Below are 18790 nucleotides of genomic sequence, written 5' to 3'. Positions count from 1 at the left end.
GATGACCGGTTTGGCCTGGCTCAGCCCCGCCCACGCTCACGCCCCATGAGAAACTCACGAGTCAGTTGCAGCATCTGAGCATGCTCGTCCGAGACCCGGTCGATTTCCAGGCCATCCAGCAACTGGTTGTACTCCGCCACCGACAGTTGCGCCTGGCGCCCCTGTAACACCGTATGCCGGGAAACATAGAGCTGATCGAGGGCATCGAACACCTGCCCATGCCGCTCACGCAAATAGCGCTGCCAGAACAACCGCTGGCTGAGACTTTCGGCCAGGCCCTCTGGTGATTCCGCCGTGCGTACCGCCTGGAACGCCTCCTCGAGCATATCGGCATCGACCCCTGCAGCATCGGCGTACAGCATCGCGTGGGGCTGCGCCGGCAGTGCCAGCCTCTGACGCAGTTGCACGCGGTAGTAAAGCCCGGTCGCGACCTGATCAACATCTTCGCCCTCGGCGATACGCGCAAGGATGTCGTGGCGGGCGAATCGTTCAACTGTCTCCAGGCGGAAAAGACCCCGCCCCAATGCCAGCAGTTCATCACCGCGCTCCTGCAAGGTGTTGCGTTCGGCAGTGTCGATGCTCTGCAGGACCAGCAGTTCGCTGAAGCGATCGGCTACGCTGTTCTCGCAACTCAACGGCAAGGCCGCCAGGCCATATACTCTTTCGCGCAGGTCGCTGTTCTCTGGCAGTGCGCCGAGCAGTCGCCAGACCCGCTGTTCCAGCATCGCTCGCGCATCGCTGTAATCGGCGGTATGGAGCAGATGGCCGAGCAAGGTAAACAGACCGTCACTTCCCGGCAACGCCTGGAGCGTGTCCCATTGCATGGACCTGGCGTTGCAGAGCCCCTCATCCACCGCGGTGATCCAGGTTTCGCGCGTTCGGAGCGGATCGATCACTCGCCGCCCCTGCGGGAGGTGGTGATGCTCCTGGACAAGATCCAAGGCATACAACCCCTGGATTTCGCGCACACGCAAGTCATTGCCGCTCACCAGGAAGGCTCGACGGAATACATTGGGCATCGCCTGGATCTCCAACGGAACCGTGGTCAGTTCGTTATCACGCAGATCCACGCACTCAAGCCCTTCGCAAAGCTCGATTCCCGACGGCCACTCGACCAGACGGGTACGACGCAGATTCAAGTCGACCAGGTGCGACAACAGGTCGAAGCGGAAGTGATAGGCGCCCAGCGGGTTGTAGCTCAAGTCCAGGTGGGTCAGGTGGGGCAGCCCGTTCAACGCATTAAGGCCGGTAAGGTCGAGTCGAATAGTGTTATGCGCCAGCCGCAACCGACGTAGCTCGACCAGATAGGCAAGGCCCCGAGGTACTTGCAACAAGCGATTGCCATTCAGGTTCAGTTCACGCAAGGCTGTAAAGCACTGCAGAAAATCCGCATGAACATTCGTCAGCCTCCCTTCAGCCAAGGTCATCGCGGTAACCCGCGAGAAGTCCAGCTGCGGAGGAAGCGATGGCAACGTAGTCACCTGCATGCCAATGCAGCTCAACCGCTGCCCGGCCGGCAGCCCGTCTGCTGCCGGCATCGGCTCTCCTTGCAAACGCCAGGCACGACGCACCTGCATGGCGAAGCGCTCACGCACCCGCTGCTGGGCAGGATTCAGCTCCGCGCTGACCCATCGGTTCAGGTGTATATCCAATTGCTGGGCGTCATCTTCCAGGTTTGCCAGATGCTGAAAGACCGGGCCGTCACGCCGCAGTAGTCGCTCGTATTCCTCTTCGAGCTGGGGCTCATCGAGCCCGGGATAGAGCCCGCGCAATCGATTCATTATTCGCTGTCGAGTGCTGTTGCCACCACCACCCCGCCCGCTGAGCAGATAACCCACGCGGCCGTCCGCAAGACGGTGTCCTGGATTGACCCAACCCGCCACCCGCGGTAACCCCAGCAAATCGGCCAGTTCCTCGCGCGAGGACGGCAAGTGTTCAAGCAATCGTCGACGCAGCGCCTCGCCAGACGGGCTGTCGACGATGCCCATTGCCTGCCAATCGTCCGCTGTCAGCGTCCGAGTGATGGCATCGAAAATGTCGGCCTTGCCGCTGATACCAGGTTGTAACCGCGTGCCGAACGCGTCGTAGAGCAAGAAGCCGCCATCCTGATGCACCAACCGGAAACGGCGCACCACCGTGGCATCGGGAAATACCTGGGCGATGATGGGGCCCTCGAAAGCCCCATTGCGCAACTCCAGGTCGACGTCGCGCGGCCATCCCGGCAATGAGCGCAATGACGCCAACAGCAGTTGCCCGCTGGTGTCATGATAAGCCTCCGGCAGGTACAGCCCTTCGACCCCGCGGTTGAGCCTGGCCAAACGCAACAGGGAGCGCGCCCGGGTGCTCAGAGCCAATGGCAGGCGTTGCGTGCTGGATGCGCGCACGCGCTGCGCGTTGCTGGCATCGCTGACGACTTCTTGCGCGTACAGGCCAGGCAACCCCGGAAAATCTCGCGTCACCAACGCCATGAGCGGATCGTCCGACGCGGCAGCCTGGGTCAGGTGCGTCAGCATCTGGCCACGCAGAACCGGTGCCTGGCGCAACAGCGCCGAGCGCAATGCCTCCCCCTGGTCCGTCACGGCCAGCCGCGTCTGGCACCATAGCAACAATGTTTGCTCATCAGGCGGCAACGCATTGCGCTGCAGGTACTCGAAAAATGCCTTGATACGCCTATGGGCCTCGAAACGCTGCAAAGTGTCGAGCAGATTGAACGGTACCTGGCGGCCTTCCACCAGCACGCCACGCAACTCCTCCTGATCGACACCGGCACACCGTAATACCTGCCCTGCCTGGCCTGAATCGAACGGCGTCGCCGGCCCCCAGAGGCTATTGAGCAGCGTGTCACTGTCGCGCCATTGCAGTGGATGCTCCTGACGTAACCGCCAACTGCGCTCGCCATTGTGCTCGACCTCCGGCCCATAGGCCCCCTCGCGTACCGGATGACGCAAACGCCAAGGCCCGTCGGCCACCGGCCTGTGGACCTGGTAGTAGTGTTCACCATCGCGCATCAGCCGGCGCTCGCCGACGCCATGCAGGCCATCGTCTTGTAACGACTCCTCGTCCCGCAGCACGGCATACACCTTCAGGTCGTCATGCCACAGCCGCGACTCCCCTCCGGCATTGACCGGTACCAGGTCATCGACGAACGCACTGCGCACCAGCCCCGCACCCACGGCCAGCGCAACCCCCGCTGTCACATTCTCCGCCACACCTAGCATGTGGTTCAGCGCTTCGTGCTGATGCCCCCGGTGCCAGTCGACCGCACCTTCATAGACCTCCGCCAAGGTCTGCGCCACGAACTGCCCGAGCAGGATGGCCCCCACTTGCGGAATGAAGAACCCCGCCAGGTTGAACAGACCCAACCCAACGGCTTTCCAGGTTTCAAGCCTGGCTTTAGCGGCCAGCTGATCGGCTTGCGCCGTCGGGACCAGGAGCAAGAGCGCGTCGGCCTTGACCCGCTGGACCTGTTGCTCTACGACCTTGTCGAACACATTGCCCCGTGGTGTGTCGACATCGACCTGCAAGTCCGTTTTGTCATCGCGCAGACGCAGCGCCAACGTGGAGAGAAAGGTGGCTCGCGCCTTGAGGCTGACCAAGCAGCTGAAGTATTGGCGGTAAGCGGTCTGACGTAGTTGCTGGGCCAGTGCATCGTTCAGCGCCTGTCGCGACGCGAAGCTGCGCAACGCACGCTGTGGGTCGCTGGGCAGGTACAGGATCACCCCTGCTTCTTTGCCTTCTCTATCACACAGGGCAATGACCAAAGCATCGACGATGACCTGGCCAAGGATCTTCAAGCTACTGGCCTGGCCACGCAGGGTGCTGCCATGCGGCTCTTCACCCTTGGCCAGTGCGCGCAACACGATCTGCTCGTGGGCCGTTACCTGGCCCTTCAAGGCCGCGAGCTCGGTGGCAAGCGCGAGGCCATCGCGCTTGTCCTGAACGAGTTCCTTGTGAGCTGCGCCAAGCACCTTTGCCAACAAGGCCTGGTATTGCCCGCCGACATCCAGCTTGCGCACGCGGTCGACCAGCGTGTCCATCTGCTTGTACACCAGCACATCACTTGCGGTGCTGGCCAGGCCAGTTCCGTCCCAGAAACTCGCGCCCTCGTGAAAGTTTTGCATCAGCCTCAGAAAGGCCGGCTGCACGCGCACGCCAACATCCATCTGCGGCGTCTGCAAATTAGCAAACTGGGTGATGTTGCGTAGCACGACTTCCCGCCATTGCAACTGATCGAGCTTCAGGCCGCTGGGTAGCAGGGTTGCGAATCTATCCTCGGCGAACTGCTGCAGGGGCATCAGCTCAAGCGTCGCCTTGCGCAGTTTTTCCTGACTCGCCCTGTGCCTGGCAAAGCCATCTCGCAGCGTCCTGACCTGCCCGCGTGAGGCCCGGGCCAGCCAGTCAGGCAAACGGCTCGCAATAAAGTCGTCGGTGGCATTGGCGATCTTTGCCGGTATTGCCGTTTCAGAAGAGGGGGGGATTGGGTTCATCCGTGATGCCTCCTGGGTAATTGGAAGCATCACGGTGACGCCGAATCCCTGAGCATGTCAGAGGGAAAGCGCGCGTACAAAGCCAGTGCCTGGTTTAGAGCGGCGGCAGTCGACGAACCAGCAAGGCTTGTTCCGTAAGACGCAGGGCGAGCGCCGCGACCGCCTGTTGGCGTTCGCTCGACAGTTGCCCGCTCTGCTCCAAATAAGCCCCGTCGCTCAGGGTCTGGCGACGATCATAGAGCAGCTCCTGTCGCGCCCAGAAAGGTTGCTCAACCTGTTCGAACAGCTCGGCATGCGTTTGCCTCAGGTACTCGAGCCAGAAATCGCGCTGGCTCACGTAGAGTGCCAACTCGGGGCCCCTTTCCTGCGCAAGCACCATCGCCTGGGCAGCATCGAGATCAGCTTGGCCGACTTGCGCAAGCGTGATGAACTGCATGGTCCGCGGCTGCCCAGGCAAATCCAGCGCCTGCGCAAGACCAACACGGTAGGCGAGACTGACCTCGACCTCATCCACGCCGATACCTTCACCCTCCGGAACATCACGCGCATATTGCGCCTCGAGCCGTTCCATATGCAGACGCGCCTGCTGCTCCACCCGATCCAGACGAAACAACCGACGCGCCAAACCAAGACGCGCACCTTCGCCCTCGGCCGGCGCCAAGCCTTGCAGCATGCGAAACACCTGTACCCTGACCTCCAACGCACTGAAACATGAGATCACACTGTCGACACAGGTGCGTGGATCCGCGGCCAGCTCGAATACATCCTGACGCAGGGCACTGTCTTGCCACAGCGCATCGAGCAGCGAGCCGACACGCCTGCGCAGGTCCTCCGGGACCCGCTGGTAATCGCGGGTACCGGTAAGCTCATCGAGCAGGCTGAACAGGTCATTGCTGCTTACTTCGGCCTGCAGGCTCGTCCATTGCATCCGATGGCGCACCAACGCACCTGCGTCCAATCCCTGCTCCCAGGGTTGCGCGCCTGGCCGTGGCGCTGCAATGACGGCCGCAGGCTCGCGCAGCTCGACCAATCGGGCGAAATCCCTCGCGGGCAAAGGGTTGCCGGTCAACGCCAGACGCTGTCGATAGGCCCAAGGCGAGGCGAGAACAAATTCGGGCAAGCTGTCGATCAGGTTGTCACGCAAATCCACACGCTCCAGCAACAGGCAGTGCTGTAACCCTGCCGGCCATTCATTCAGGCCCGTGCGGCGCAAGCCCACCTCGCGCAAGTTCATGAGGGCCGGGAAGTCGAGACTTACCTGGCGCAACGGATTGTCGCTCAGGTCCAGGGTATGCAAGCGGGAAAGCCCCCTTAGCACCTGCGTACCGGCTTCCTCCGGGCGAATCCGGTTGCGCATCAGGCGCAGTGCCCGCAACCGCGGCATCAGGGCGACCTCTGCAGGGATTCGATCGAGTTGGTTGTTACCCAAGTTCAACCAGCGCACACTGGAAAATGCCTGCAGAAAGCCCTGCGGCATCTCGCTCAACCGCAACCCGACGAGAATCAGATCCGTCACATGAGTGAACACGATGCCTACCGGCAACGCGGGCAGCGCCCCGACATGCAGGCCGACCAACGCCAGCCTCATCCCGGCTGGATCGCCATTGAAGTCGAGCATTTGCTCGCCCTCCCGCCGCCAACAACGCCGCAACTGGCTGGCCACATTGCGGCGAGTCTGCACAAGGGTGGCATCCTGTTCTTCCGCGACCCAGCTGCCCAGGGTGTCGACCAGGCTACGATAGGCACGACGTTGCTCAAGCAGATGGGTGAATGGCGAACCGCGCAGGTCGAGCAATTGCTCCAGATGTAACTGGACCGCTTCATCATCGAAGCTCGGATACAGAGCGCGAATCTCGTTACGCAGCAAGCGCTCGGCATGTGGGGCCGATCCCCCGCCACCACTCAAGGGATAGCCGATACGCCCTTCGCGCACTCTCGACAGCGGATTGAAGAAGGGTTTGATTTCACGTATCCCCATCAGCCTGGCAAGCGCCTCGCGCTCGCTTGGCAGCCAGGCCTGCAAGTCTTCGCGCATCCGCTGCGCAGCCTGCGGCCCTTGCCAACGTTGCGCGTACCTCCACCCCTGCGGCAGACAAGCGACGAGCGCGTCACACAGGTCTGCCGGCGCCTGCGGCTGGCGCTCCAGACGCAACCCCGCCTCTGTGTACAGTTCGAATTCACCGGCCTTGCGCACAAATACGGTCGCCTCGCCGGAAGGATAGAGACGGGAAAGTACAGGCCCACCGTATGCATTACCTCGCAGCAACAGGTTAGAGGACTCCGGCCAACCGGCGTTACGGCGCAGCAAAGCGAACACCAGTTCGACGACTTCGTGCCGGTAACTGCCAGGCAAATACAGGGCTTCGCGGGTACGCGTTAGTTGCGCGGCCTGCAGCAACAGCCGCGCCTTCTCACCCAGCGCCAGCGGAATACGGCTGCTTTGGGTCATCACCAGACGCTGCTCATCACTGGCCTGGGCCAGCAAGTTCAGGGCATATGCATCTGGCAAGCCGGGAAAATCGCGCTGGATCAGGGATTGCAAGGTATCTTCCGGCAAGTACGCCTTCGAAATGCGTTCCAGCAAGCTTTCTCTGACCTGCGCGGTGTTTTCCTCGATCGCCTCGAGTTGCGCCTGGCCATCCAATGACCCGGTCGCCAGCAGTTCACGGCAGGCTTGCAGCAGCGCGTCATCTTCGGCAACGGTGGCGCCAGCCCTTGCCCGCGAGAGGAAGGCTTCGATGCGGGCATGGGCGGCAAACCGCTCGAGCGTGTCGCGCAACTCGACCGGCAGCGCCCGGTTTTCCACCAACAAGCAGCGCAGTTGGCTCTCATCCGAACCTGCCACCTTGAGCACCTGAGCCACGCGTTGCGGCGTCATGTCCAGCGCCTCCGGCCAAAGGTAGCCCAGCAGATGCTGGGCGCCTTGCCACTCCAACGGTCGTTGGCTGGCTAACCGCCAGCCACGCTCACCATTGAACAACAAGCGCGGGTGTGTGCCCGATTCCCGCGTCGGGTGACGCAGATACCATTGACCGTCTGTCTCGCGTACCTCAAAGGTGACATGCTGGTCGGTCCACCAGAACCGACCATCACCTCCCAGCAGACCATTGGCCTGGCGAGTCGCACTCAAGGGGGCCCCCGCCCATAGGCGATAGTCGCCTAAGCGAACCGCGCTCAGTTTAGCTTGCCCATCGCTGTGCACCGGCACCATCGTATCGACCAGCGAACTGCGTTCGAAACCCCGTGCAGCCGAGCGCACAGCTATGCCATGGGCGGCGACCCCCAATACCGTGGCCACCGCGACCGATTCAGCCACCCCCAGCAGATGCTCCAGCGCTTCGTGATCATGCCCGCTGGCCCAATCGTCCACGCCTTCGAAAACCTCACCCAGTACCTCGGCTGCCCATTGCGTCATCAGCAAGGCACCTACCACGGGCACAAACACCCCCACCAGGTTTAGCGCGGTCTGGCCCACGGCTTTCAGGGCCTGGAAACGGGCCTTGGCGGCGGCATGGTCGACATCAGCATTTGGCACTGCCAGTTGTCGGGCGTCGCCTCTGACGCGTGCCTCCAGGTCGCGCGCCAGTTGGGTGAACACGCCAGTGTCCAGCGTTGTGCCAGCGGCTTGGGCGTCGGTCTGGGGGTCAGCCAGGCGCTTGTTCAAGGTCGAGATGAAGGCCGCGCGATCAGCGATGGCCAAGCGATGGATGAACCGCTGCCGATAACGGTCGTCACGCAATGCCGCCCCCAGGGTGATCGCCACGCGGTTCCAGGAATCGAAGCGCTGGAATGGCACCGGATCATCAGGCAGGAACACCAGCACCGCTTGGACCCGCCGCAACCGACCGGATATCGCACCTGGTTGCCAAGAGCCTGACATCTCGAGCGCCAGCCCCCCGGTTACCGGGGCCCCCAGGACCGTAAGTGCACAGACTCGTACAGTCGGCGCATCGACATGGGTCAGCGGCTTGTCGGCCAGCAGCAGCCGCAGCAATGCTTCATCCTTGGGTGCCACTTGCTGTTTCAACACCGCGATATCCAGGGCCATCGCCAGCGCGTGGCGCCGGTCCCTGGCCAATTGATCGCGCAGGGCCGGCGTGAAGAACGCATCAAGATGTCGTTGATACTGCTGACCGATATCAGCTTGGCGGCAACGCTCGACGATACGCTGCGTGTCAGAGAAGACCAGCTCCCCCTTGGCCAGCGCCAGGCCGGTCCCTTCGAAGAAACTGGCGTTGGCCTCGAAGTTGCGCATCAGGCGCTGCTGCACGGGCTCCAGATCGTGCTTGAGATCGACCTCTGGAAACTCGAGCGGGTTCTCCGACTGTTTCAGCGTGCCCCGCCCCTCGCGCCAGTACAGGTTCTTCATGGCGTGGGTCAGGTTCAGGGGTGAAATCACCTCAGCTTGCAGCTTGCGCTGTACAAACGCGTCCAGGGGCTCGATCTTGCCAAAGGCGTTGGCCAGGTGCGCCTGAATCGCGCCATGCGCCCGGGCACTGTCACGCAGCCGGTTGATCGCGCTTGCCCCGGCGCCTTTGAGCCAGGCCGGCAGGTGCTCGGCGATAAAGTCGTCAGTGGCATGTGCCAGTTTGGCGGCACGAGACGCCTCCTTCGAGGCGACTGCGGGTGTAGTCATGCTGGAATTCCATGTCGGGGTCAGAAAATCCCGACTCTGCGCAATCCGCTCAGGATTCGGCAGCAGGAACCGTGCCCCCGGAACCCTCATGCCCCAACGCCACCGTGCGGTACTGCCCAGGGTTGCAACCGAACCACTTGCGAAACGCCTTGTAGAACGAACTGCTGTCAGCGAAGCCGAGGCGCTCGGCAATGTCGCCCAGGCCGACGGCCGGGTCGGCCAACCAGGCGATGGCCAGTTCGCGGCGAACGCTATCCTTGAGTCCCTGGTAGGTCTGCCCCTCCTCGGCAAGGCGACGGCGCAGGGTCGACATCGACATGCAAAGGTCGCTGGCCAGGCCCTCGGCATCCGGCCAGGTGGCAGGGTCCCGCCCACGCAGGTCGCCGCGCAGGCGCCGGGCCAGGCTTGCCGGGTCGCGGTACTTGACCAGGATATTGCCCGGTGCTTCGGCGAGGAACCGCTGCAACTCCTCCGGGTGGCGGCGCAACGGCAGGTCCAGGCAATCGGCGGCGAGGATCATGCGCGTGCGCGGCCGGTCGAACTGCAGGTTTTCCGAGAACATCACCCGATAGTCGTCGCAGAATGGCGGCTCGGCACAACGCAGCTCGATGGCCAGGATCGGGATGCGGCGCCCGGCAAGCCAGCACGCCACGCCATGCACGATCATCCAGAAGGTGAAGTAGGTGAAGGCCCGGCGTGGCGTATCACGCGGCTCGTTGATGACGATTTCGGCCAGCCCCTGCTGGCGTACCAGGCTTGGCTGCAGGTCCTCGAGCATCAGGCCAAGGAACGACAGCGCGGTCTCGATACCAGCGGCCAGGGTCGGCTGTGCCATGCTCGCCCGACACAGGAATGCCAGGCTGCCACTGCGCAGGCCTCGCGGATCCATGGCGAAGAACTCATCGTTGCAGCGCCGCGCCAGCAGGCGCCAGAGCCGGGCATAGGCCTCGGCGCCGACACGCGCCTCTGGCAGGTCAAGCTGGCCGGCATCGATACCGGCACGTGCCAGCAATGCCGTATCGGCACCCGCCGGGCAGGTCTGCAACAGCGCCTCGCGCACCAGTTGCATGGAGATGGTGTCTTTCTCGCTCATCGACCGTCCTGTCGTCACATTGCCGGCCATCTTAGGCCGCACCGCTGTAAACAGCTATCACAGGCCGGCCGCCAGGCCCAGGAACGCCTGGATCAGGCGCAACTCCCGACGCCGTTCCAGGCAGCCGACCATATGCTGGTTGACCAGGCCGGCGCCACTCAACGGCCGCGCCACCACCCGCGGGTCATGCGCCACCTCGGTGGACGACACCACACCGATGCCCAGCTCGGCCGCCACGGCCTCGGTCACCGCCTCGCGGCTATCCAGCTCCAGCAACACCCGCGGCTGCACCGCGGCATCGGCGCAAGCCTTGTCGAAGGTGCGGCGAGTGGTCGAGCTGGGTTCGCGCAGCACCATGATCTGCTTGTCCAGCTCGGTCAGCGGCAAGTCATCGGTGGCCGTGGCCCAGGCATGCCCTACCGGCAGCAAGGCACACAGGCGTGATTCGCACAGGCTTTGCAGGTGCAGCCCCTTGCGTGGCTCGATTTCGGTCAGCACTGCCACATCGGCATGTTCGGTCAGTAACGCGGCCAGGGTTTCCTGGGCATTGCCCAGGCGCAAGTTGACGGTGATGCCAGGGTAGCGCTCGCGCAGTTGCGCCAGCATGGGCATGACTCGGTGCGGACCATCGGCGGCGACCTCCAGCCGCCCAGTGAGCAACTGCCTGTTGGCCTCGAGCATGGCCTGGGCCTCCTCGGCCAGGCTGAACATCGCCCGGGTGATGGCCGCCAGGCGCGTGCCCTCCTCGGTCAGCTCGACCCGCCGGGCGGTGCGCCGCAGCAGCGTGATCTGGTAGTGCTCCTCCAGCGCCTTCACGTGCCCGGTCACCGCCGGCTGGCTGATGAACAGGCGCTCGGCGGCACGGGTGAAGCTGCCCTCGCGGGCGACGGCATCGAAGGCACGGAGCTGGAACAGGTTCATATCTATCGGCCTGACTTATGGCTGGCATATCCACAAACAATTTGATTGATGACTCGGCGAATTGCAACCTAGCCCCACTAGTTTCCAGCCCACCGCAAGTGAGGAACCACGGAATGAGCAACGCCCCGATCCTGCTGACCCCCGGTCCTTTGACCACATCGCTGCGCACCCGCCAGGCCATGCTTGTGGACTGGGGCTCCTGGGACCGCGACTTCAACCAGCTGACCGCCAGCGTGTGCGAGCAGTTGCTGGCGATCCTCGACGGTGCCGCCAGCCACCACTGCGTACCGCTGCAAGGCAGCGGCACCTTCGCCGTGGAAGCAGCCATCGGCACCCTGGTGCCACGCGACGGCAAGGTGCTGGTGCTGATCAACGGCGCCTACGGCCAGCGCCTGGCGAAGATCTGCAAGGTACTGGGCCGCGCCTACAGCACCTTCGAGACCGCCGAGGACCAGCCAACCACCGCCGCCGACGTCGACCGCCTGCTCGCCGCCGACCCCGCCGTGACCCACGTGGCGCTGATCCACTGCGAGACCAGCACCGGCATCCTCAATCCGCTGCCGGAGATCGCCCAGGTGATCAAACATCACGGCAAGCGCCTGATCATCGACGCCATGAGCTCGTTCGGCGCGCTGCCGATCGATGCCCGCCAGGTGCCTTTCGAAGCGCTGATCGCTGCCTCCGGCAAGTGCCTGGAAGGCGTGCCGGGCATGGGCTTCGTCTTCGCCGAAAAAGCCGCCCTGGCCGCCGCCGAAGGCAACGCCCATTCGCTGGCCATGGACCTGCACGACCAGCACGCCTACATGGCCAAGACCGGCCAGTGGCGCTTCACCCCGCCGACACACGTGGTCGCGGCCCTGCACGAAGCGTTGCAACAGTACAACGAGGAAGGTGGACTGCCTGCTCGCCACCAGCGTTACGCCGACAACTGCAAGACCCTGCTCGATGGCATGGCCCGGATCGGCCTGCGCAGCTTCCTCCCGGCCGAAATCCAGGCGCCGATCATCGTCACCTTCCACGCGCCGAACGATGCGCGCTACCAGTTCAAGGACTTCTACGAGCGGGTCAAGGCCAAGGGCTTCATCCTCTACCCCGGCAAACTGACCCAGGTCGAGACCTTCCGCGTCGGCTGCATCGGCGTGGTCGGCGCCGAGGGCATGCAGGCCGCCGTGAACGCCGTGGCCGAGGTGCTGCGGGAAATGGAAGTACTGGACATCTGATCTTCTGCCTACCCAATTCAAGGAAACTGCGCACATGAACTACAGCAACCCTACCCAGCTGCAAGCCGCCATCCTCGACTGGGCCGGCACCGTGGTCGACTTCGGCTCCTTCGCCCCCACGCAGATCTTCGTCGAGGCTTTCGCCGAGTTCGACGTACAGGTGTCCATCGAGGAGGCCCGTGGGCCGATGGGCATGGGCAAATGGGACCATATCCGCACCTTGTGCGACGTGCCGGAGATCGCCGAGCGCTACCGCAAGGTGTTTGGCCGCACGCCGAGCGATGATGACGTCACCGCCATCTACGAACGCTTCATGCCGCTGCAGATCGAGAAGATCGCCTTGCACTCGGCGCTGATCCCCGGCGCGCTGGACACCCTCACCGGCCTGCGCAAGGACGGCTTGAAGATCGGCTCCTGCTCGGGCTATCCGAAAGTGGTGATGGACAAGGTGGTGGAACTGGCGGCACGCAATGGCTACGTCGCCGACCACGTGGTGGCTACCGACGAAACCCCGAACGGCCGCCCATGGCCGGCCCAGGCCCTGGCCAACGTGATCGCCCTGGGGATCGACGATGTGGCGGCCTGCGTGAAGGTCGACGACACCGTGCCGGGCATTCTCGAAGGCCGCCGCGCCGGGATGTGGACCGTGGCGCTGGTGTGCTCGGGCAATGCCCTGGGCCTGACCTGGGAAGGTTACCAGGCCTTGAGCGCGGAAAAGCTGGAGAGCGAGCGCAAGCGTATTCACGCGCTGTTTGCAGGGTCGCGCCCGCACTACCTGATCGACACCATCAACGAGCTGCCCGAGGTGATCGCCGATATCAACCGGCGGTTGGCCAAGGGGGAGATGCCGCAGGCTTGCTGATCGTCCGCGTGATGGCCATCGCCGGCAAGCCGGCACCCACAGGAGCCGGCTTGCCGGCGATGAGGCATCTTCAGACCGCCCGGTTCAGCTTCACCCACGAGGCAAACTTGTCGATGAACCCCTGCAGGAACGGCCGGGTCTTATCATTCAACTTGCCACTGTCATCGAACAGCGTCGCGGCCCCGCCGATATAGGCCTCGGGCATCTGCATGCACGGCATGTCAAGGAACACCAGCGACTGACGCACGGCATGATTGGCACCAAACCCGCCGATCGCCCCCGGCGACACACTGGCCACCGCCGCCGGCTTACCACCCCACACGCTCTGGCCGTAAGGCCGCGAACCCACATCGATGGCATTCTTCAACCCGCCCGGCACCGAACGGTTGTACTCCGGGGTGACGAACAACACCGCGTCGCTGCGGCGGATCTCGTCGCGAAAATGCTTCCACGCCTCGGGAGCGCCCTCGGCCTCGACATCCTCGTTGTACAACGGCAGGTCGCCGATCTCGACGATCCGCAGGGCAAGGCTGGACGGCGCCAGCTCAGACAGCGCGCGGGCCACCTTGCGGTTGTAGGACTCCTTGCGCAAGCTGCCGACGACAACCGCTACCGAATAGACCTGGCTCATGGCGTTTTGCAACCTCTGCTCTGGGAATGGGACCAGTTAGTTATAGATGACCGTTCCTCGGCTTCGCGGTTTTTTTCCATTCGGCTGAAAACTTCCCGGGCGTTTCACTGGTCTATGCCTACAGACATTTCCTACACGATTCAGAGGTTTCCACCTAAATGGCAGCAGTAATGGTCGGCCAGTTCCACGCCCGCGACGCCGAAGGCCGTATCTACCCGGTCCACGAGTTCCAGGAGTCCACCCTCCAGGCCGACGGCAGCACCCTCGGCGCGCCGGTTACCAGCTATCGCCTGGCTATCGGCGACCGCGTCAACCACCTGGGCGACGACCGTTTCGAGCTGGCCCAGACTGGCGTCGAGATCATTCGCATTCCTTGACGCAGTCCACCGTATACAACTGCCCTTCCCGCTGCAGGCCGTGCACGTCGGCGACGAAGCCCGGGAAACCCTGGTCGAAGGCCCGGGCGCAGTCCAGGTAGACCAGGATCGAACGGGTCGCCTCGGTGAAGCGCTCGCCCGGCATGATCAACGGTATCCCTGGTGGATAGGGCACCAGCATTACCGCCGCGACCCGGCCCAGCAGATGCTCGATAGGCACCGCCTCCACCTCCCCGCGCACCATCCGGTCATAGGCCTCGGCCGGAGCCATCGCCACCTCCGGCAAACGGGTGAACAGCAGCTTGAGCTGCCTGGACGTGGCATTGCCACGGTAGAAATCGTGCAGTTGCTGGCACAGGTCGCGCAGCCCCAGCCCCTGGTAGCGTGACGGCTGCGCCACCATCACGCTGGGCAGGCAGTCGGCCAGTGCGGTATTGGCGTCGTAGTGGCGCTTGAACTCCAGCAGCTCGGTGAGCAGCGTGCTCCACTTGCCCTTGGTGATCCCCATCGAGAACAGCACCAGGAAGCTATATAGGCCGGTCTTTTCCACCACCAGCCCGCGCTCCCAGAGAAACTTGCCCACCACCGCGGCGGGAATACCATGGCCATCCGCTGCGCCAGCGGCGCCCGGCATCACCAAAGTGACCTTGAGCGGGTCGAGCAAGACATAGTCGTCGCCCAGCCCGCCAAAGCCATGCCACTCAGCCCCCGGTTGCAGCAGCCAGTCCGCCGCCCGCAGCTCACCGGCCTGCGCCGTCGGCGGCTGCCAGATGCTGAACCACCAGTCATCGGCGGCAAGGTGCTCGCGCAGGTTGGCCAGCGCCCGGCGAAAGCTCAGGGCCTCGTCGAACATCTCCTGCAACAGCGAACGCCCCGCCGGGCCTTCCATCATCGCCGAGGCCACATCCAGCGAGGCGAGGATGCTGTACTGCGGCGAGGTGGAGATATGCATCATGAATGCTTCGTTGAAACGGTCGCGGTCCAATTGCCGGCTTGCACCGTCCTGCACATGGATCATCGAGGCCTGGCTGAAGGCCGCCAACAGCTTGTGGGTGGAATGGGTGCTGAACAGCAGCGGCCCGTCGTCGCCACGTGGCGTACCCATGGCATAGCGGCCGACGAAGAACTCATGGAAGGCGGCATAGGCGAACCAGGCCTCGTCGAAGTGCAGCACCTCGACACTGGCACCCAGGGCCTGCTTGATCATCCCGGCGTGGTAGCAGAGGCCGTCGTAGGTGGAGTTGGTGACCACGGCCAGCTTGATCTTCGCCGGCTTTCCCTGGGCCAGCGGGTGGGCCAGGATCTTCGCCTGAATAGACGCCGGGCTGAACTCGCTGAGCGGGATCGGCCCGATGATCCCCAGCTCGTTGCGCTCCGGGCACAGGTAGAGGGGGATGGCGCCGGTCATGATGATCGCATGCACCACCGACTTGTGGCAGTTGCGGTCCACCAGCACCAGGTCCCCGCGCCCGACCATGGCGTGCCAGACGATCTTGTTGGCGGTGGAGGTGCCATTGATGACGAAGAAGGTATGGTCGGCACCGAAGTTGCGTGCCGCCCGCGCCTCGGCGGCGGCCAGCGGGCCAGTGTGGTCGAGCAGCGAGCCCAGCTCCGGCACCGAGACCGACAGGTCCGAGCGCAGGGTATTTTCACCGAAGAACTGATGGAATGCCTGCCCCACCGGGCTCTTGCGGTAGGCCACGCCACCACCGTGGCCCGGCGTGTGCCAGGAGTAGTTGGATTGCGCGGTGTGCTGCACCAGGGCCTTGAAGAACGGCGGCAGCAGGCCGTCGAGGTAGTTGTGCGCGGCCCGCGCCACCTGGCGGGCGAGAAACGGCACGGTGTCTTCGAACAGGTAGAGGATGCCGCGCAACTGGTTCAGCTCGCCCATGGCCTCGGCCGGGGCATTCTCCAGGGTGACCTGCTCGCCCAGGGCGAAGATCGGCAGGTTGGGCGCCCGCAGCCGCGCCAGGCGGATCAACTCGGCCATGTTCTGCAGCAGGCGGCTGTTGTCGCCGACGCCCTCGGCGGCGATCAGCATGCAGGCCAGACCATGGTGAGTGGCGGCCACCAGCCGCGCTTCGGCCTGGTCGGCGGCGGCGAGGATGGCGAAGCCGTCCCGCGCCAGTTCATCGGCGATGCCGCGCACCCGCTCGCCGGCGACGCTGTCGGCCTTGATGGCCCGGTGGACGATGAGGATCGGAAACTGCAGGTCCTTGTACATCGGGCGGCTACCTCTGCGGGTAATTTCCCTCAGGGTAGTCGAGTGTGATGCTGTCATTGCCAGGCCGGCTCACAAGGTGCAGCGCTGGATGCGGTCCCTGTGGGAGCTGGCTTGCCAGCGATGGGCCGGGCCTGCCTTCGAGTCAGCTGGCGGCTGGCTCGGTCAATGCCTGCCACATCGACGGCCCACCCGCCGACTTGGCGATGGCCGCCAAACGCTCGGCATGGGCCTCGAGCTCTTCCTCGCTGGCCATGATCACCCGCCCCGGCGCACGCCCGACGATACGGCGGATTTCGCTGCCGGTGCCGCCCTGCCCATCCTCATCGCCCGCCCCCTCGCCCGCCAGCGACAGGCTGGTCTGGCCGCCGGTCATCGCCAGGTAGACGTCGGCCAGCAGTTCCGAGTCGAGCAGTGCGCCGTGCAGCTCACGGCCGGAGTTGTCGATGCCGTAGCGTTTGCACAGGGCATCGAGGCTGTTGCGCTGCCCCGGGTGGCGCGAGCGCGCCATCATCAGGGTGTCGAGGATCGGGCAATGCTGCGAAATGTCGGCACGATCCTGCTGGCCGATCAGGGCAAACTCGTTGTTGATGAAGCCAACGTCGAACGCGGCGTTGTGGATGACCAGGGTAGCGCCCTGGATGAACTCGAAGAACTCCTCGGCCACCTCGCCAAAGCGCGGTTTGCCGACCAGGAAGGCATCGGTGATGCCGTGGACGTTGATCGCGCCCTCGTCACTCTCGCGGTCGGGCTGCAGGTAGACATGGAAGTGCCGCCCGGTCAGGCGCCGGCCCACGACCTCGACGCAACCGATCTCGATGATGCGGTGGCCTTCGGCCACCGGCATGCCGGTGGTCTCGGTGTCGAGGATGACGAACCGTTTGTCTTGCTGCTGCTCCACGCGGGGACTCCAACTGGCGGTGCTTGAATTCGGGGTGGGAGTATAACGAAATCGGGGCCGCTTTGCGGCCCGCCGCAGGTTTCACGCGATCCCTGTGGGAGCCGGCTTGTCGTGGCGACGAACCGCGGCGATGGGCTGCACAGCAGCCCCAATCGGATCAACGCTGAGCGCGAACCTCATCAACACCACGATTGGCCAACTGGTCGGCCCGCTCGTTGCCCGGATGGCCGATATGCCCACGGACCCACTTCCAGGTCACCTTGTGCCGGTTGACCTGCTCATCAAGCTGCACCCACAGGTCGGCGTTTTTCACCGGTTCTTTCGCAGCGGTCTTCCAGCCACGCTTCTTCCAGTTGACCATCCACTCGTTGATGCCCTTCATGACGTACTGCGAGTCGGTGGTCAGCAGCACCTCGCACTCGCGCTTGAGCGCCTTGAGGCCCTCGATCGCCGCCATCAACTCCATGCGGTTGTTGGTGGTCTCGCGCTCGCCGCCCCACAGCTCCTTCTCGACGCCCTTGTAGACAATCAGCACACCCCAGCCGCCTGGGCCAGGGTTGCCCTTGCAGGCACCATCGGTGTAGATCTCGACGCTATCGCTCATGTACCACTCATGTTCAGTGCTTTTCGGATTCGGGATGGGTGGCGCTGCGGTTGACCTTGGCCAGCGGCAGCGGCAGCAGCTTGCCCATCGGCTCGCGACGCTCCAGGCGCAGCGGCCGCAGGCCCACCACCATCTTGCGCGCCACCAGCAGGTAGACACCGCCGCCGGCAGTCTGCCAGCCACCGGCCACGCGCTCCCAGCCAACCAAGCGCTGCTGCCAGGCCGGCGAGGCAAGCGGCGGACGATAACACCCGAAGCGGCGTTTCTCCAGCGCGAAGCCCAGCAAGTTGAGCCAGTCGCCGACCCGCGACGGCGAGATGCATCGGGCCTTGCGCAAGGCCCCGTGGCTGAAGAAATGGCGCACGCCCCAACTGCTCCAGGGGTTGATCCCGATGATCAGCAGATGGCCACCTGGGCGCACGGAACTGGCGGCTTCACGCAACAGCCCGTGGGGGGACAGGCTGAAGTCCAGGCCATGCTGCAGCACCACCACGTCGGCGGCGTGCTCCGACAGCGGCCAGGCCTGCTCTTCGCAGACGATCTCCACACCCGGCAGCGGCGCGCCCAGGCGCACGTTGCGCTGTACCTGCGGGGCGTTGGGCGGGGGTTCGGCGCAGGGGCCGTAGTGCACAAGGTAGCCACCGAAGAAGCGCCGCAGCTCTTCTTCGAGCAACTTTTCCTCCTCCTTGAGCATCAACTGCCCAAGAGGCCCATCGAACCAGTCGCGGGCCAGGCGGATCAGCTCGACCCAGTCGGGGTCGGCCTGGGCGAAGGCTTGGTCGGTCATTGCGTTCTCCCTCGAAGGTTCTCCGCTCGCGCCATCGCGGCTAAGATGCC

12 protein-coding genes are annotated in these 18790 nt (G+C 64.2%); 3 read left to right on the top strand and 9 right to left on the bottom strand.

What is annotated here, in order from left to right; all coding sequences use genetic code 11:
* Positions 1 to 20: 20 nt before the first annotated feature.
* From ACODS9_RS15810 to ACODS9_RS15795, 4 genes are all read right to left on the bottom strand, one after another.
* A complete protein-coding gene (locus ACODS9_RS15810) occupies positions 21 to 4487 on the bottom strand; it encodes an NEL-type E3 ubiquitin ligase domain-containing protein (RefSeq protein ID WP_489094257.1) in 4467 nt (1488 codons plus the stop codon).
* Positions 4488 to 4581: 94 nt separating this feature from the next.
* The gene (locus tag ACODS9_RS15805; protein WP_489094256.1) at positions 4582 to 9123 is read right to left on the bottom strand and encodes an NEL-type E3 ubiquitin ligase domain-containing protein; all 4542 of its coding nucleotides are present in this window, start codon (positions 9121 to 9123) and stop codon (positions 4582 to 4584) included.
* A gap of 49 nt (positions 9124 to 9172) precedes the next feature.
* Positions 9173 to 10216 (bottom strand): AraC family transcriptional regulator, encoded by a 1044-nt coding sequence (locus tag ACODS9_RS15800; protein ID WP_489094255.1) that lies wholly within the window; start codon positions 10214 to 10216, stop codon positions 9173 to 9175.
* Positions 10217 to 10273: 57 nt separating this feature from the next.
* Positions 10274 to 11137 carry a LysR substrate-binding domain-containing protein gene (locus ACODS9_RS15795; RefSeq protein WP_489094254.1) on the bottom strand — a complete coding sequence of 288 codons (864 nt, stop codon included), beginning with the start codon at positions 11135 to 11137 and terminating at the stop codon, positions 10274 to 10276.
* Between the two features lie 113 nt (positions 11138 to 11250).
* On the opposite strand from ACODS9_RS15795, the gene ACODS9_RS15790 reads away from it, so the two are divergent.
* Together ACODS9_RS15790 and phnX are read left to right on the top strand one after the other, a co-directional pair.
* Complete coding sequence (locus tag ACODS9_RS15790; protein ID WP_489094253.1) at positions 11251 to 12357, top strand: 2-aminoethylphosphonate--pyruvate transaminase; 1107 nt, start codon at positions 11251 to 11253, stop codon at positions 12355 to 12357.
* Between the two features lie 34 nt (positions 12358 to 12391).
* Positions 12392 to 13219 (top strand): phosphonoacetaldehyde hydrolase, encoded by an 828-nt coding sequence (gene phnX / locus ACODS9_RS15785; RefSeq protein WP_401111193.1) that lies wholly within the window; start codon positions 12392 to 12394, stop codon positions 13217 to 13219.
* 70 nt (positions 13220 to 13289) lie between these two features.
* Here the strand turns inward: phnX and ACODS9_RS15780 are convergent, their stop codons facing one another.
* A complete protein-coding gene (locus ACODS9_RS15780; protein ID WP_217866555.1) occupies positions 13290 to 13850 on the bottom strand; it encodes an NADPH-dependent FMN reductase in 561 nt (186 codons plus the stop codon).
* Positions 13851 to 14008: 158 nt separating this feature from the next.
* Between ACODS9_RS15780 and ACODS9_RS15775 the strand changes: the two genes are divergently transcribed.
* On the top strand, positions 14009 to 14227 hold the full coding sequence (locus ACODS9_RS15775; protein WP_028690532.1) for a hypothetical protein: 219 nt from the start codon (positions 14009 to 14011) through the stop codon (positions 14225 to 14227).
* On the opposite strand, the gene ACODS9_RS15770 is transcribed toward ACODS9_RS15775, so the two are convergent.
* The 4 genes from ACODS9_RS15770 to ACODS9_RS15755 all read right to left on the bottom strand — a co-directional run bounded on the left by ACODS9_RS15770 (position 14211) and on the right by ACODS9_RS15755 (position 18740).
* Positions 14211 to 16451: an Orn/Lys/Arg family decarboxylase gene (locus ACODS9_RS15770; RefSeq protein ID WP_489094252.1), complete on the bottom strand. Its 2241-nt coding sequence runs from the start codon at positions 16449 to 16451 to the stop codon at positions 14211 to 14213. The genes ACODS9_RS15775 and ACODS9_RS15770 overlap by 17 nt on opposite strands.
* 142 nt (positions 16452 to 16593) lie before the next feature.
* Positions 16594 to 17349, bottom strand: a complete 756-nt coding sequence (gene dnaQ / locus ACODS9_RS15765) for a DNA polymerase III subunit epsilon (RefSeq protein WP_489094251.1) — start codon at positions 17347 to 17349, stop codon at positions 16594 to 16596.
* Between the two features lie 157 nt (positions 17350 to 17506).
* Positions 17507 to 17953 (bottom strand): ribonuclease HI, encoded by a 447-nt coding sequence (gene rnhA / locus ACODS9_RS15760; protein ID WP_023629443.1) that lies wholly within the window; start codon positions 17951 to 17953, stop codon positions 17507 to 17509.
* A 13-nt stretch (positions 17954 to 17966) separates the two neighbouring features.
* The gene (locus ACODS9_RS15755) at positions 17967 to 18740 is read right to left on the bottom strand and encodes a methyltransferase domain-containing protein (protein ID WP_489094250.1); all 774 of its coding nucleotides are present in this window, start codon (positions 18738 to 18740) and stop codon (positions 17967 to 17969) included.
* Positions 18741 to 18790 lie beyond the last annotated feature (50 nt).

The sequence above is a fragment of the Pseudomonas sp. FG36 genome (genome assembly GCF_057809275.1).
The sequence above is the reverse complement of the archived record's forward strand: the minus strand, read 5'-3'. Positions and strand labels throughout refer to the sequence as shown.

Excerpts from the sequence above, each read along its gene's own strand:
- ACODS9_RS15810 (WP_489094257.1), bottom strand. The coding sequence starts at position 4,487 with ATGAACCCAATCCCCCCCTCTTCTGAAACGGCAATACCGGCAAAGATC.
- ACODS9_RS15805 (WP_489094256.1), bottom strand. The coding sequence starts at position 9,123 with ATGACTACACCCGCAGTCGCCTCGAAGGAGGCGTCTCGTGCCGCCAAA.
- ACODS9_RS15800 (WP_489094255.1), bottom strand. The coding sequence starts at position 10,216 with ATGAGCGAGAAAGACACCATCTCCATGCAACTGGTGCGCGAGGCGCTG.
- ACODS9_RS15795 (WP_489094254.1), bottom strand. The coding sequence starts at position 11,137 with ATGAACCTGTTCCAGCTCCGTGCCTTCGATGCCGTCGCCCGCGAGGGC.
- ACODS9_RS15790 (WP_489094253.1), top strand. The coding sequence starts at position 11,251 with ATGAGCAACGCCCCGATCCTGCTGACCCCCGGTCCTTTGACCACATCG.
- phnX (WP_401111193.1), top strand. The coding sequence starts at position 12,392 with ATGAACTACAGCAACCCTACCCAGCTGCAAGCCGCCATCCTCGACTGG.
- ACODS9_RS15780 (WP_217866555.1), bottom strand. The coding sequence starts at position 13,850 with ATGAGCCAGGTCTATTCGGTAGCGGTTGTCGTCGGCAGCTTGCGCAAG.
- ACODS9_RS15775 (WP_028690532.1), top strand. The coding sequence starts at position 14,009 with ATGGCAGCAGTAATGGTCGGCCAGTTCCACGCCCGCGACGCCGAAGGC.
- ACODS9_RS15770 (WP_489094252.1), bottom strand. The coding sequence starts at position 16,451 with ATGTACAAGGACCTGCAGTTTCCGATCCTCATCGTCCACCGGGCCATC.
- rnhA (WP_023629443.1), bottom strand. The coding sequence starts at position 17,953 with ATGAGCGATAGCGTCGAGATCTACACCGATGGTGCCTGCAAGGGCAAC.
- ACODS9_RS15755 (WP_489094250.1), bottom strand. The coding sequence starts at position 18,740 with ATGACCGACCAAGCCTTCGCCCAGGCCGACCCCGACTGGGTCGAGCTG.